This is a genomic window from Limosilactobacillus ingluviei str. Autruche 4 (assembly GCF_000312405.1).
GTDB classification, from domain to species: Bacteria; Bacillota; Bacilli; order Lactobacillales; family Lactobacillaceae; genus Limosilactobacillus; species Limosilactobacillus ingluviei.
In genome coordinates this window covers 822160-836902 of the sequence record NZ_HE997173.1, presented here as the reverse complement: position 1 = coordinate 836902, position 14743 = coordinate 822160, and the positions used below count along the sequence as shown (strand labels likewise).

Here is a 14743-nt window from a genome sequence, read left to right as displayed (position 1 = left end):
GCGGCGGTGGCGGTCGCCTTGGTGGCCGCCTTGCTGTTGGGGCACCAGCTCTGGGCCGGGGTAGCCCTGGTCTACTTGGCCTGGCGATTGACGACGTGGCGCTGCCCCCGGGGTCGGCGGTGGGTGGGGCTGCTGGCCCTGGCGATGGTCGGGCGTTGCCTGCTGCATCAGACCGTCATTCAGCAGCGGACCCTGCCGGCGGCCCGGACCGGGACCTACCAAGTCGTGGTCCAGCCGGACGCGTGGCAGGTCAATGGCCAGCTGGCGTTAGCGACCGGGCGGCTGGGCAAGGAGCCAGTACGGGTCAGTTTGCAATTGACCACGCCAGCCCAAGTTAAGCAAATAAAGCAATTGACGACGCCGGTGGTCGCCACGATCACCGGGCAAAAGGGGCCTTTGTTGCCCGCCACCAACGTCAACCAATTCGATTATCAAAAATATGAAAACGCTCAAGGGGTGGCCAACCAGGTGCGCGGTCGGGGGGTGTTGACCCCGCTGGCCCCGGCCAGCCCCTTAGCGGTAGTTCACGGCTGGCGCGCCCGGCTGACGCATCGTTTGGCGCGCTTTCCCCAGCCCTTGGCCAGCTATTGTCAGCGCTTGTTGTTAGGCCAAAATGATCCGGCCTTGGGTCCCACCATTACGGCGGCCCAGACCCTCGGGGTGATTCATCTCTTCTGTTTGTCAGGGCTGCATGCCTTTGTTTTTGTGGCTTTGCTGCGTGGGGGACTCTTGGCCTTGCATGTGACCAGGGAGACCACCACCTGGCTGGAAATTATCGCCCTGCCCCTCTTGTGGGTGCTGGGCGGGGGTGCCACCAGCCTGACCCGGGCGATTTTGATGTTAGAATTCCAATTGCTGGCCCGGCAGGCCGGTTGCTCCAGTCGGGTCAGCTGGCAGGTGAGTTTGATTCTTCATTCGCTCTTGCAGCCCGGGGTGCTGCTGTCGCTGGGTGGTCAGCTGTCGTACTTGCTGGCCTTGGGAATCAGCCGTTGCCAGTTTCAGGCGGCCTGGCGCCGCTTGGTGGCGATCCAATTAATTGGTCTGCCGCCCTTGTTGTATGCGGCCTACCAATTCTACTTTTTGAGCTTGCTGGCCAACTGGTTGCTGGTGCCTTTGTTTGCCAGTGTGATTTTACCGGGCCTTTTGGTCATTGCTGTGCTGGGGCCGGGCTTTAGTGGGGTGGTAAGCCTGGCAAATGGTGGTTTGCAGGGGTTGCAAGCTGTTTTGACGGGTCTTGCGGCCTTGCCGGGCAACTGTTACTTCGGTAAACCGGCTGCGGTGGTGGTGGTCGGTTTGCTGCTGGCCACCCTGCTCTTGATCGAGGAGGAAGCCCGCTTTCGCCGCCGCTGGCCGTGGCTGCTGGGGGCCTACCTGCTGTGCTTTGGGGTGATTCACTGTCCGCTTAGCGGCGAGATCACCTTTGTCGACATCGGCCAGGGGGATTGTGCCTTGATTCGCACCCCGTTGAACCGCCAAGTAATCATGATTGATACCGGCGGCCAGCTGCAATTTCGGTCCCCCGGCTGGGCAAAGCGCCAACCGGCTCAGCGGGACCGGGCCCTGACGACCAGCGTCAACTATCTGAAGAGTCAGGGCATTCACCGGCTGGACTATTTGTGCCTCAGCCACCGTGATGCCGACCACATTGGTTACTTAACCACGGTCGTCCAACAGCTGCAAGTCAAGGCGATCCTGGTGCCCCAGGGGATGGAAAAGCTGCCAGAGTTGACTCGCCGATTGCCGGCAACGATCCCGGTGGTCCCGGTCACGGATCACTCCCAGCCGGCGGGCTTGCGCTTGACGGTCTTGCATCCCTTTGGCTCCGGCCAGGGGAAGAATGAAGATTCAATGGTCTTGTGGGGGAAATTTGGGGCCCAGCGCTTCTTGTTTACCGGGGATTTAGACCGGGCGGGAGAGCGGGCCGTCCTTCACCGGTATCCCCAGCTGCAAGTGGAGGTTCTAAAATTGGGGCACCATGGTAGCCAAACGGCGAGTGATCCCACGGTTTTGCGCCAGTTGCGCCCGCAGTTGGCGATTATTTCCGCGGGCCGCAAGAATCGCTACGGGCATCCCCACCAATCCACCATCCAGACCTTAAAGCGCCAGCAGATTCCCTTTTGGTCTACCCAACAGCGGGGGGTGATTACCTATCGTTATTGGGGCAATCACGGTACCTGGATGACGAAATTGAAAGGAAGTGAACTGACGTGGATGTTGCCACCTTACGCACGCAACTAAAAAATGCCCACCCGGCCCCGCTATACTTGGTCTTAGGGACCCAGCAGGTCTTATTGGATCAAGCCCGGGCCGCTTTTCTGGCCCTAGTGCCAGAAGCAGAGCGGGTCATGAACGTCGGCAGTTATGATTTGGAAGAGACGGACTTGGCGACGGCTTTAGACGATGCCCAGTCGGCGCCCTTTTTTGGGGAGCGGCGGTTAGTCTTGTTAAACAAGCCGTCCTTTTTAACCGGGAATGGCGGCCGGGGGAAGGTCAAGCAGGATCCAGAGCTGCTGTTAAACTATCTGAAGGCCCCGCAACCATCGACGGTGTTGGTGATTTTAGCACCCTACGAGAAGCTCGATGGGCGCAAGGCCGTCGTCAAGGCGTTAAAAAAGCAGGCCGTGCAGGTCAGCGCCGCGCCATTGAGTGAACAGGATGCCCGGCGGTTGATCCAGGCCCGGGTGCAGCAAGCCGGCTTTCACTTTGGCAGCGGAGCCTTGGATGAACTGGTGCGGCGCACGAACGCCGATTATGGCCTGATGATGGCCCATTTGCCGCAGTTGCAGCTCTTGGCTTACCAGAGCAAGGAAATCGATTCAGCCAGCGTGCAAGGGCTGGTCGCGCAATCGTTGGATGAAAATGTCTTTGATCTGGTGACGGCGGTCTTGCAGCGGCATCAAGAGCAGGCGCTGGGTTTATACCGGGAATTATTGGCTGCCCAACAACAGCCCCTGCAGATCAACGCGGTCCTGGTCAGTCAGTTCCGCTTGTTATTGCAGGTGAAAATTTTGACGGCCCGCGGGCTGAGTCAGGCGACCCTGGCTAAGCAACTCAAGGTCCACCCCTACCGGGTCAAGTTGGCCGCCCAAACGGTCCAGCGCTTTACCTTACCGGCCTTGAGCCAAGCTTATCTCGGTTTGGTCCGGATTGAAAAAGCGCTCAAGACGACCAACCGGACGCCGGAATTGCTCTTTCAATTGTTCTTATTACAATACAGCCAAAAGGTTAGTTAATTAAACTAAACAAGCGCGCTGGGTGAGGAATTCCTCGCTCAGCGCGCTTGTTATTAGGGTAATAAAAAAACGCCGGGTGAATTCCCGACGCTTTTATTTCATTACTTTGCAAGGCGGGCAGCCAGACGTGACTTGTCACGGGCAGCCTTGTTAGCCTTGATCAAGCCCTTGGAGTGGGCGCGGTCAATGGCAGAGATTGCTTGCTTGTACAGATCTTCAACGTTGTCTGCACCGGCTAACTTTGCCTTGTCAAACTTCTTGATGGCAGTCCGCATAGCGCTCATTTGGGAAGCGTTGCGTGCTGCTGCCTTTTCGTTAACGCGGACGCGTTCGATTGCTGACTTAATAATTGGCATTTCAATTTCACCTCCGTACCTCTTGGTATCGGTTGACCAGAATTTTCAACATTTGTCATTATACCGAATCATGCCATGCAATGCAATAGGGATTCTCGAATGGAAAAAGAAAACTTGCAATTGCCAGGGAAGTTTAGTATATTAGCTAAGGTCGCAAAAGCGGTCAGCCCGCTCCTCAGTTTGACGATCCTCACCGACGTCTTACTTAGCAGCGGGGGTTAAAAAATTGAAAGGTGGGAAAATAGTTATGGCTATTTCAAAGGAAAAGAAGAACGAAATCATCAAGCAATACGCAACGCACGAAGGGGACACTGGTTCCACGCAAGTGCAAGTGGCAGTTTTGACGGCGGACATTAACGAATTGAACGAACATATCCGCACGCACAAGCACGACTACCACTCCCAACGTGGTTTGATGAAGAAGATCGGTCACCGGCGGAACCTGTTGGCTTACCTCCGGCGCACGGACCTGCCTGCTTACCGGGAACTGATCAAGAGCCTTGGTTTGCGGCGGTAATCAGCTTAAATCCTTTCGACCTCAGCGCTGGCTGGGGTCTTTTTTATATATAGGTCAAAAAGGCGGGGCGAGCTTTTGAATTGCGCGGCGGGGGTGTGGTAAGATAGGAATATCATAACTCTGGAAAAATAATGGCAACGGGACCCAACCATTACCCAGTTGCCAATTGACAGTTGAATTAAAGGTAAAAGGAGACAGATTTGTGACAAAAATCAATGTAATTCCCTTTGGGGGCGTGCGCGAAAACGGTAAGAACATGTATGCCGTGGAAGTGAACGACCAGATTTTTATTTTGGACTGCGGCCTGAAGTACCCCGAAAATGAATTGATGGGCATCGACGTGGTAATTCCCGACTGGGCCTACTTAAAAGAACACGCCGACAAGATTGCCGGGGTCTTTTTAACCCACGGTCACGCCGACGCGATCGGGGCCTTGCCGTACTTTTTGATGGACTTTCAGGTGCCGGTCTTTGGGAGCCGCTTGACGATTGAATTGGCCAAGCTGGCTGTGAAGCAACACAAGCAGGTCAAGAAGTTCAATGACTTCCATGAAGTTGACCCCGCCACGGAAATTGACTTTCAAAATGTGACGGTCAGCTTCTTTGCGACGACCCATACCCTGCCCAACACGCTGGGAATCGTCTTGCACACCGATGAAGGGGCGATTGTCTACACCGGGGACTTCAAGTTTGACCAAACCGCCCGCGATGGCTACCGGACCGATTTGGCTAAGCTGGCTCAAGTCGGCCAAGAAGGGGTCTTGTTGCTGTTGAGTGATTCGGCTGGGGCGGCGTTAACGGCGGCCTCGACCCGGGAAAAAGACATCGCGGCCTACATTTTGGACGTCTTTGAAAATCATAACGGCCGGATCGTGGTCGGCAGCGTGGCTTCCAACATCATGCGGGTCCAACAGATTTTTGATGCGGCGGCTGCCAGTGGCCGCAAGGTCGTCTTATCCGGGGGCCAAGATTTGGAACAAATCGTCAGCACGGCGATGAACCTGGGTAAACTGCACTTTGATCCGAGCTTGCTGGTGACGATGGCGGACACCGCCGACTTGGCGCCGGAAGAAATCGTGATCTTAGAAACGGGCAAGATGGGGGCGCCGATCAAGGCCCTGCAAGAAATCGCCAATGGTGACGATCCGGAAGTGACCCTCGGGGAAGGCGACCTGGTCTTTGTGGCGACGACCCCATCATATGCAATGGAAGCCGTGGTCCAAAAGGTGACCGATATGCTGTACCGGACGGGAGCAGAAGTTAAGTTTATCGCTGAAGATTTGAATCCCTCCGGTCACGGGAACCAAAATGACGAGCAACTGATGCTCAACTTCATGCAGCCAACCTTCTTCATGCCGATCCAAGGGGAATACCGCCTGCTGGATCAACACGCGATTTTAGCCGAAGAAGTGGGGATCCCAGCGGAAAACATCTTCTTGACCAGCAAGGGGGACGTCTTAACCTACCAAGACGGCCGCTTCCACTTAGGTGACCGGGTAGAAGTCGGTAATACGATGATTGACGGGATTGGCGTTGGCGACATTGGCAATATTGTCCTGCGGGACCGGCGGGTCTTATCAGAAGACGGGATCTTTGTTGTAGTGGCCACGATTGACCGCAAGAAGAAAAAGATCGTCACCAAGCCGCAAATCACGTCCCGGGGCTTTGTCTTTGTCAAGACTAACCGGCAGTTAATGAAACAAAGTGCCGAATTAGTGGAAGAAGTAATCCAAGAAGACCTGGACCAAAAGGAATTTGATTGGAGCCACTTAAAGCAAAACGTGCGCGACAAATTAAACCGCTTCTTATTTAACCAAACCAAGCGCCACCCGGTTATTTTGCCGGTGATTATGGAAATTAATCAACACTCCAAGCGCAAGAACAAATCGAAGGCAACCGCAGCCCCAGCGAAGCCCAAAGAAGGTGGCAAAGCCAAGCGGCAAAGCAACCGGCCTTCCCGGGGACGGGGCAAGAAGCGGGCGAAAGCCACGAATGCCAAGGCAACCAAAAACTAACTGATCACGTTTGAACGTCAAAAGAGGGTGGGAAATAACCTGCTCGGCAAGCCGGATGGATAAGCTAGGACGAAGGTTGGCGCGGGACGCGTCGTTCTTCGTTCGTACTTATCCACTAGGCTTACGGTTATTTCCCACGTGATCTGTGTAATATTCGAAAAACCAACAGAGGCTGGGGGAAAACACAGTTTTCTCCCAGCCTCTTTATTAAAATGGAGGAATGAGCATGACGCCAACCCAACTCGCCCAATTACACCATGCCGGCCGTTTATTGGCCCAAGGCGCCAATCAAGCGGCGGTTCAAGAACTGCAAATTTTGTATGAACAAACGGATGATTTTTCGGTCAATCGAGAACTGACCCGGGCGCTGCTGGCCGTGGAGCAGTATGGCACGGCTCTGACAATTGCCAACGAGCAGCGCGCCGCCTATTTGACTTCGGCTGATTTGCAGGAACAATTGCTGACGATCGAACTTGCCAACCACGGCTTTATCCGGGCCCGCCAATTGGCTTGGCAACTGCCGACCCCGCGGCAAGGGGCGGCCCAAGCCCAGATTGCGGCTGCCGAGGCTACGCTCAAGACCCGAGCCCCGCAAACCCTGCACACGCGCCTGCAACATTTCTATCACCTGGGGGATGGCGGCTTGCTGACCCAACAGCGCCGCTTCGCTGAAGCCTTGCGGTTGCCGCTGGCCGAATTCATTCAGGGCAGCCGCTTTGTCTTGCGCGATCCCTTTGTCAAACCCCTGGTAAAGAGTACCGTGGTACAAAGCCTGGTGCAATTAAAAGTCGACCAAGAATTGACCATGCTGTGGCTCGACGACCACGAATACCCCTTTACGCCCGCCGCGTGTTTGCCTTTAGAAGCAATGCCGGTCGTCCAGGTCGGTTATGCTGAATTGGCCAAGCGCTTCGCTAATTCAGATCCGTTAACTTACCAGGCGCGGCTGCAGACCTTCAATTTGCACCTGGCCTTGTTGTATCCCTTTGTGGATAAGGCGATGATTGATCCGAGCCGCTGGATTGATGAGATGAGCCAGCCACATCAAGGACCAGCTGCGACGTCAACTGAGCAGATGATTAGGTGCTGGCAGCGGCGGTTAAATGCCCAATTGGCACAGTTGGGCCTCTAAATGGTTTCCCCGCGAAAAAGTTGGGCAAATCCGTTTACAAATCAAGGGTGAACTGATATTATGGTTAAGAATTCTGATCAGTTAATTTAGGACTATGAATTAGCAATCAGAAGTAGTACAATAAGATATAAGGGTGTGTCTGGTCAGCCATTGGTAGGCCAGGCATGATACTTGTAATTTACTAGGAGGGTTTCATTAATGGCAGAAAAAGAACATTATGAACGTACTAAGCCGCACGTTAACATTGGTACTATCGGCCACGTTGACCACGGTAAGACTACTTTGACCGCAGCTATCACGAAGGTATTGTCCGAAAAGGGCCTTGCCAACGCAGCTGACTACGCTGACATCGACGCTGCTCCAGAAGAAAAGGAACGTGGTATCACTATCAACACTGCCCACGTTGAATACGAAACGGAAAAGCGTCACTACGCTCACATCGACGCCCCAGGGCACGCGGACTACGTTAAGAACATGATCACTGGTGCCGCTCAAATGGACGGTGCTATCCTGGTTGTTGCCGCAACTGACGGTCCTATGCCACAAACCCGTGAACACATCCTGTTAGCTCGTCAGGTTGGGGTTCAATACATCGTTGTCTTCTTAAACAAGACTGACCTTGTTGACGATGACGAACTGGTTGACCTGGTTGAAATGGAAGTTCGTGACCTCTTGTCCGAATACGACTTCCCTGGCGATGACATTCCGGTTATTCGTGGGTCTGCTTTGAAGGCGCTTGAAGGTGACCCAGAACAAGAAAAGGTTATCTTACACTTGCTGGATGTGGTTGATGAATACATCCCAACTCCACAACGTCCTACTGACAAGCCATTCATGATGCCAGTTGAAGACGTCTTCACGATCACTGGTCGTGGGACGGTTGCTTCTGGTCGGATTGACCGTGGGACTGTTAAGGTCGGTGACGAAGTTGAAATCGTTGGTCTGAAGGAAGACGTTCTCAAGTCCACTGTTACTGGGGTTGAAATGTTCCACAAGACCCTTGACCTTGGTGAAGCCGGGGACAACGTTGGGGTTCTGCTCCGTGGTGTTGCCCACGACCAAATCGAACGTGGTCAAGTATTGGCTGCCCCAGGTTCCATCCAAACTCACAAGGAATTCAAGGGTGAAGTCTACGTTATGACCAAGGAAGAAGGGGGCCGTCACACGCCATTCTTCTCCAACTACCGTCCACAATTCTACTTCCACACGACTGACGTTACTGGGACGATCGAATTGCCAGAAGGTGTTGAAATGGTTATGCCAGGGGACAACGTTACCTTTACTGTTGCCCTGCAAAAGCCAGTTGCCATTGAAAAGGGTCTGAAGTTCACCATCCGTGAAGGTGGGCACACTGTTGGTGCCGGTGTGGTATCCGAAGTGTTGGACTAATTTAAATTAGTTGATCAACCTTTTTTCAAGGCGAAAAGGATCAGGATTTAGTTCCTGGTCCTTTTTCTTTTTTTCGCCGCGGATTCCGCAGAATCCCACTGAAATAGTTGAAATCTAAAGGTAGCTACGGTAAACTTAATAAGTATGTAAGGTTGGCCAGTCCAGCCAAAACTGAATTGTAATTGGAGGAAATGAAATGTCAGCAAAATGGGAACGCGAAAGCGATGCCAGCAAAGGGACATTAACGTTCGAAATTGATACTGAAACGGTTCAAAAGGGAATCGACAAGGCCTTTAAGCAAACGCAAAAGCGGATTACGGTGCCTGGTTTCCGGAAGGGCCACGTGCCACGGACGATCTTCAACCAAATGTACGGTGAAGAAGCCCTGTACCAAGATGCTTTGAACGCTGTCTTGCCAGACGCTTACGAAGCAGCAATCAAGGAAACGGAAATCGAACCTGTTGCCCAACCAGAAATCAGCATTGACAGTATGGAAAAGGGTCAACCATGGAAGATTTCGGCCACGATCTTTGTGAAGCCAGAAGTTACCCTGGGTGAATACAAGGGCATGTCCGTGCCAAAGCAAGACACGGCGGTCAGCGATGCTGATGTTGACAGCGAATTAGAAAAGAAGCGTCAACAACAAGCTGAATTGGTCCTCAAGGAAGAAGCCGCTGCAAACGGCGACACGGTCGTAATTGACTACGTTGGGACGATCGACGGGGAAAAGTTTGACGGCGGTTCCGCTGACAACTACTCCCTGGAATTAGGCTCCGGCAGCTTTATCCCAGGCTTTGAAGACCAACTGGTTGGCCACAAGGCTGAAGAAGAAGTTGACGTAAAGGTAACCTTCCCTGAAGATTACCACGCTAAGGAATTAGCGGGCAAGGAAGCTAACTTTGCCGTTACGATCCACGAAGTCAAGGAAAAGCAATTGCCAGAAATGGACGATGAATTTGCCAAGGACGTGGATGAAGACGTTGATACGCTGGCTGAATTGAAGGAAAAGACTAAGAAGCAACTGCAAGAACAAAAGGAAGTTGCGGCGAAGTCGGCCATCGAAGACGCAGCAATTGATGCAGCTGTTGCTAACGCCACGATCCAAGACATTCCACAAGCAATGTTGGACAGTGATGTTAACAACCAAATGCAACAATACCTGGCTGGGATGCAACAACAAGGGATCAACCCACAAATGTACTTCCAAATCACGGGCACGACCGAAGATGATTTGAAGAAGCAATTTGAAGATGGGGCCGAAAAGCGGGTTAAGACCCACTTGGTACTGGAAGCCGTTGTTGAAGATGCCAACCTGAAGGCGACGGACGAAGAAATCGACCAAGAATTAAGTGACTTGGCTGAAGAATACAACATGGAAAAGGATGCGGTTGAAAAGGCCTTGTCCAAGGACATGTTGGCCCACGACGTTGAAATCAAGAAGGCAGTTGACCTGATTGCCGACTCTGCAAAGCAAGACTTGCCAGCAGACGAAGACTAGTGAATCGTTAGGGTTGATTAACAAAAAGGGTTACGGCAAGCCTGCTTGTCGTAGCCTTTTTTCTATGTTAGCTGCAAACCACTTTATTAGTATTTCAACGGCGGGTTTGCTAAGATAGAAAGCATGATCAAGCGCCTTAAATTGGCCCGGGCTACAGCCGGCCAGTTTACAAGGATCAGCGCGAAATTAGGAAGGTGAAAAGTGAATGTTTGAAGATACAAACACGGAACAAAATGTGCATTGCTCCTTTTGTGGCAAATCACAAGACGAAGTCAGAAAAATTGTCGCCGGCCCGGGGGTCTACATTTGTGACGAATGTGTCGAACTTTGCCAACAAATTATTGCCCAAGAGCTAGCCGATGATGCCAGCCAAAAGGGTACGTTCAAAGTGCCAACGCCAGCCGAAATTATGGCGCAATTAGATGATTACGTAATCGGTCAAAAGGATGCCAAGAAGACCTTGGCCGTAGCGGTGTACAACCACTACAAGCGGGTTAATGCCATGACGACCGGTGATAATAACGACACGGAACTACAAAAATCCAATATCGCGGTGATCGGGCCGACCGGGTCCGGGAAGACCTACTTGGCCCAATCTTTAGCGCGAATTTTAAATGTTCCCTTTGCGATTGCGGATGCCACGACCTTAACGGAAGCCGGCTACGTCGGTGAAGACGTGGAAAACATTATTCTGAAGTTGGTCCAAGCCGCCGACTACGATGTGGAACGGGCCGAAAAAGGGATTATTTACATCGACGAAATTGATAAGATTGCCAAGAAGAGCGAGAATGTCTCCATTACCCGGGATGTTTCAGGGGAAGGGGTCCAACAAGCCCTGCTGAAGATCTTGGAAGGGACCGTTGCTAACGTGCCACCGCAGGGCGGTCGCAAGCACCCGCAACAAGAATTTATCCAAGTCGACACGAAAAACATCCTCTTTATTGTCGGGGGCGCCTTTGACGGGATTGAAAGCATCGTCAAGGAACGGCTCGGTGATAAGACAATTGGCTTTGGGACTGATTCGCGGGAAATCAATGATGTTACGGACAAAAACATCTTGCAACACGTGATTCCAGAGGACCTGTTGAAGTTTGGGCTGATTCCGGAATTTATTGGGCGGCTGCCCGTCATGACGGCGTTGGAAAAGTTGGATGAAGCCGACCTGATCCGGATTTTGACCGAACCAAAGAATGCGCTGGTTAAGCAGTACCAAGAACTGATTCGCTTAGACGGCAGCCAGCTGGAATTTACCCCAGAAGCCTTGCAAGAAATGGCCAAATTGGCGATTGCTCGGAATACCGGGGCCCGGGGGTTGCGGTCGATCATTGAAGACGTCATGCGCGATGTCATGTTTGATTTACCAAGCCGCCAAGATGTCAAGAAAGTGGTGATCACCAAGGCCAGCGTGGTAGAGCATGCAGCGCCGGAATATGTGATGGACGATCAGCAAGCATCATAGGGGGACCAGGATGGACGTAAATCAAGTCGAACTTACCATTAGCGCGGTCCAAGAAGACCAATACCCTACCGACCAACAGCCGGAAATTGCCCTGGTGGGGCGGTCTAACGTGGGGAAGTCTTCGTTGACGAATGTCTTGATCAACCGAAAGAACTTTGCCCACACTTCCAGTCAACCCGGCAAGACCCAAACCCTGAACTTTTACCACGTGGAAGAAGCCTTGTACTTTGTCGACGTGCCAGGATACGGTTATGCCAAGGTTTCCAAAAAGCAGCGGGAAAAGTTTGGTAAGATGATCGAACACTACTTGACCAACCGGGACCAACTCAAGGGGGTCATTGAATTAGTCGACGGGCGGCATGTGCCGACGGATGACGACATTGCTATGTACCAGTGGCTGACCTATTACCAGGTCCCAACCTTAGTGGTGGCCACCAAGGTTGATAAGCTCAAGCCCAGTCAGTACAACCGCATTGAAAAGCAGGTGCGGCAAGCCTTGAGGATGCAAGCTGGCGCGCCACTGATCCTCTTTTCGGCCCAAACCCGTTTGGGTAAGGAGCAGGTTTGGGATTGGATTAGTCAACAAACGGGGGTTAAGTAGCAATGGAATTTAATGAGTATCAAGAAGCCGCCAAGCGGACCTTGTACGGCAATGAACAGGTCCTCACCAACTGTGCCCTGGGCTTGGCGGGGGAAAGTGGTCAGGTCGTCGATTTGGTGAAGAGCTACACCTTCAAGGGTAAGCCCCTCGATAAGCAGCAGCTGATTCACGAAATGGGGGATGTCTTATGGTACCTTTCGCAAGTAGCCGAGTGGGCCGACATTCCGTTTGATGAAGTCGCGCAGGCCAATATTGCCACCTTAAACAAGCGCTACCCGCATGGGTTTGATCGCCGTAAATAGGGGCGTTTGTCCACGCCAACGGAGGGACGGACGGAAATAGAAAGGGACTGGTGAGAAAACGGTGTTTTCTCCCAGTCCCTTTTCATGGTCGGTTAAGCTTGTTTGTGCTCAGCTGGTTCTGTTTTTTTAGCGTCCTTAGCTGGTTGGTCTGGTTGCTTGGGTGCGGTTTTATCAGGATGCTTCGGGTCGATGGCGAAGTTTTCAAACAAGCGATCCAAAGTGTCCTGCCGGCGTGTTACTAAGCCCATGTAGTCCCCTCCTTTTTTAAGTACTGATTACATTTGACCAGGTCCTATTCTATCATGCCGGTCGGCCTTCCGGCTAATTTTTGGGTGGGACAAGCCCGGCTTTTGCCCTGTGGCGGGCAAGTCGTTACAATAAAGGCAGTAAGATTATGGGGAAGCGAGGAAAACGATGGCAAGTGAATACTTAGAACACAAACTGGCTTTGCTGCCCGACGCCCCCGGCTGTTACCTGATGAAGGATGCCCACGGGGAAATTATCTACGTCGGCAAGGCGAAAAATTTAAAAAACCGGGTCCGCTCCTATTTTAAGAGCTCTCATACCGGTAAGGTCGCTAAAATGGTGGCCACGGTGGCTGACTTTGAAACGATTGTCACTTCGACGAATAAGGAATCCTTTCTGTTAGAAATCACCCTGATCCAAAAGCACCAGCCCTACTTTAACATTAAATTAAAGCGGGGGACCGGGTATCCGTACATTAAAATTACCAACGAACGGGACCCGCAGCTACAGATTACCGGTCAGATCAAAAACGATGGGGCCGCTTACTTTGGCCCCTATCCTAATGTCTATGCGGCTGAAGAAACGGTCCATTTGCTCCAAAAAGTGTACCCCTTGCGCCGCTGCAGTGGCTACCAGGGACGGCCGTGTCTGTACTACCACCTGGGCCAATGCTTGGGGGCCTGCTTTAAGCCGGTCCCGGAAGCCGAATACGCGGCGCAGATCAAACGGCTGAAGTCCTTTTTAAACGGGAATACCAAGCAAATCAAGGCCGAACTAACCCAGCGCATGGAAGCGGCGGCTACCGCCCTGGAATTTGAGCGGGCAGCGGAGTTGCGCGACCAGTTGCACTACATTGAAGTGACGGTTGAAAAGCAAAAAATCATTTCAAACGATAAGACCCCGCGCGACGTCATCAGTTACTACTTTGACAAGGGCTGGTTGTCGTTGCAAATCTTTTTCATTCGCCAAGCCCGCTTAATGAAGCGGGAAAAACGGCTCTTTCCGGTGGTCGATAGTGCTGCCGAAGAAATGACCAGTTTCATTTTGCAATTCTACCAACGGAAGAATAACATTTTGCCCAAAGAACTCCTTGTGCCCAAGGGTTTGCCAAATGCGGAAATCGCTGGGATTTTAGGGATTCCGGTGCGGACGCCCCAGCGGGGGGAAAAGCGGGACCTGTTGGCCATGGGCGAAAAGAACGCGGCGTTGGCCCTCCAGGAAAAATTCCGCTTGCTTGCGATGGACAAGCAAAAGACGACCGGGGCAATGAAAGAAATTACCGATGCCCTGGGCTTGCCAGCGGCACATACGATTGAAGCTTTTGACCATTCGCATATCCAAGGGGCCGATCCGGTCTCAGCGATGGTTGTCTTCGTCGATGGGGAACCGGCCAAAAAATTGTACCGGAAGTATAAGTTGACCACGGTGATTGATCATGCGGACGAAACGGCCAGCACCAAGGAAGTGATCCGGCGCCGCTACAGCCGGTTATTGAAGGAAGGCCAACCGTTGCCGGATTTGATTTTTATGGATGGCGGGGCAATTCAGATGGCGGCGGTGCAGGATGTCTTGGAAAATGAATTGGACTTGGCGATTCCGGTGGTGGGGATGGTCAAAAATGATAAGCACAAAACGGCCGACTTACTGTTTGGCAAAGCGGCGACCCCAGTCCACTTAGATCCGCGCAGCCAGGGCTTTTACTTGGTCCAACGGATTCAAGATGAGGTCCACCGCTTTGCGATTACCTTCCACCGGCGGGTCCATACCAAGCACTCCTTGAGTTCCCGCTTGGATGAGATCAAGGGGGTGGGGCCGCGCACCCGTACGAAACTTTTGAAAGAATTCGGCTCGATTGATAAGATTGCGACGGCTTCGGTGGAGCAAATTCGGGAGCTGGGGATTAATGCCAAAACCGCCCAATTAATTAAAGTTTCCCTGCAAAAAAAGGCGGCCGTCAACAAGGGCAGCAGTCACGACTGATTTTGACGGGGTCTGC

The 14743-nt window shown here is 52.5% G+C and carries 14 protein-coding genes; 12 read left to right on the top strand and 2 right to left on the bottom strand.

Annotated elements, in window-relative coordinates; translation table 11 throughout:
- Positions 1–6: 6 nt before the first annotated feature.
- Together BN54_RS04105 and holA are read left to right on the top strand one after the other, a co-directional pair.
- On the top strand, positions 7–2238 hold the full coding sequence (locus tag BN54_RS04105; protein WP_019205884.1) for a DNA internalization-related competence protein ComEC/Rec2: 2232 nt from the start codon (positions 7–9) through the stop codon (positions 2236–2238).
- Positions 2208–3233 (top strand): DNA polymerase III subunit delta, encoded by a 1026-nt coding sequence (gene holA, locus BN54_RS04100; RefSeq protein ID WP_019205883.1) that lies wholly within the window; start codon positions 2208–2210, stop codon positions 3231–3233. Before BN54_RS04105 ends, holA begins: the two co-directional genes overlap by 31 nt.
- 101 nt (positions 3234–3334) lie before the next feature.
- Here the strand turns inward: holA and rpsT are convergent, their stop codons facing one another.
- On the bottom strand, positions 3335–3589 hold the full coding sequence (rpsT, locus tag BN54_RS04095; RefSeq protein WP_019205882.1) for a 30S ribosomal protein S20: 255 nt from the start codon (positions 3587–3589) through the stop codon (positions 3335–3337).
- Between the two features lie 99 nt (positions 3590–3688).
- On the opposite strand from rpsT, the gene BN54_RS10470 reads away from it, so the two are divergent.
- The 9 genes from BN54_RS10470 to BN54_RS04055 all read left to right on the top strand — a co-directional run bounded on the left by BN54_RS10470 (position 3689) and on the right by BN54_RS04055 (position 12501).
- Entirely contained in the window at positions 3689–3811 is a 123-nt protein-coding gene (locus tag BN54_RS10470; RefSeq protein WP_019205881.1) for a hypothetical protein, read from the top strand.
- Positions 3812–3836: 25 nt separating this feature from the next.
- On the top strand, positions 3837–4106 hold the full coding sequence (gene rpsO, locus BN54_RS04090) for a 30S ribosomal protein S15 (RefSeq protein WP_019205880.1): 270 nt from the start codon (positions 3837–3839) through the stop codon (positions 4104–4106).
- Between the two features lie 202 nt (positions 4107–4308).
- Positions 4309–6120: a ribonuclease J gene (locus BN54_RS04085; RefSeq protein ID WP_019205879.1), complete on the top strand. Its 1812-nt coding sequence runs from the start codon at positions 4309–4311 to the stop codon at positions 6118–6120.
- A 226-nt stretch (positions 6121–6346) separates the two neighbouring features.
- Positions 6347–7252 (top strand): hypothetical protein, encoded by a 906-nt coding sequence (locus BN54_RS09810; RefSeq protein ID WP_019205878.1) that lies wholly within the window; start codon positions 6347–6349, stop codon positions 7250–7252.
- A gap of 198 nt (positions 7253–7450) precedes the next feature.
- Entirely contained in the window at positions 7451–8641 is a 1191-nt protein-coding gene (gene tuf / locus BN54_RS04075) for an elongation factor Tu (RefSeq protein ID WP_019205877.1), read from the top strand.
- 196 nt (positions 8642–8837) lie between these two features.
- Positions 8838–10139, top strand: coding sequence for a trigger factor (gene tig / locus BN54_RS04070; protein ID WP_019205876.1), 1302 nt, complete (start codon positions 8838–8840; stop codon positions 10137–10139).
- Between the two features lie 205 nt (positions 10140–10344).
- The gene (gene clpX, locus BN54_RS04065; protein WP_019205875.1) at positions 10345–11598 is read left to right on the top strand and encodes an ATP-dependent Clp protease ATP-binding subunit ClpX; all 1254 of its coding nucleotides are present in this window, start codon (positions 10345–10347) and stop codon (positions 11596–11598) included.
- Positions 11599–11608: 10 nt separating this feature from the next.
- The gene (gene yihA / locus BN54_RS04060; protein WP_019205874.1) at positions 11609–12199 is read left to right on the top strand and encodes a ribosome biogenesis GTP-binding protein YihA/YsxC; all 591 of its coding nucleotides are present in this window, start codon (positions 11609–11611) and stop codon (positions 12197–12199) included.
- 2 nt (positions 12200–12201) lie between these two features.
- The gene (locus BN54_RS04055; RefSeq protein ID WP_019205873.1) at positions 12202–12501 is read left to right on the top strand and encodes a nucleoside triphosphate pyrophosphohydrolase family protein; all 300 of its coding nucleotides are present in this window, start codon (positions 12202–12204) and stop codon (positions 12499–12501) included.
- A 92-nt stretch (positions 12502–12593) separates the two neighbouring features.
- Here BN54_RS04055 and BN54_RS10300 read toward each other — a convergent pair whose 3' ends face one another.
- Positions 12594–12749, bottom strand: a complete 156-nt coding sequence (locus tag BN54_RS10300) for an SPJ_0845 family protein (protein ID WP_019205872.1) — start codon at positions 12747–12749, stop codon at positions 12594–12596.
- Between the two features lie 166 nt (positions 12750–12915).
- On the opposite strand from BN54_RS10300, the gene uvrC reads away from it, so the two are divergent.
- Positions 12916–14727, top strand: a complete 1812-nt coding sequence (uvrC, locus tag BN54_RS04050; protein WP_019205871.1) for an excinuclease ABC subunit UvrC — start codon at positions 12916–12918, stop codon at positions 14725–14727.
- Positions 14728–14743: the final 16 nt, after the last annotated feature.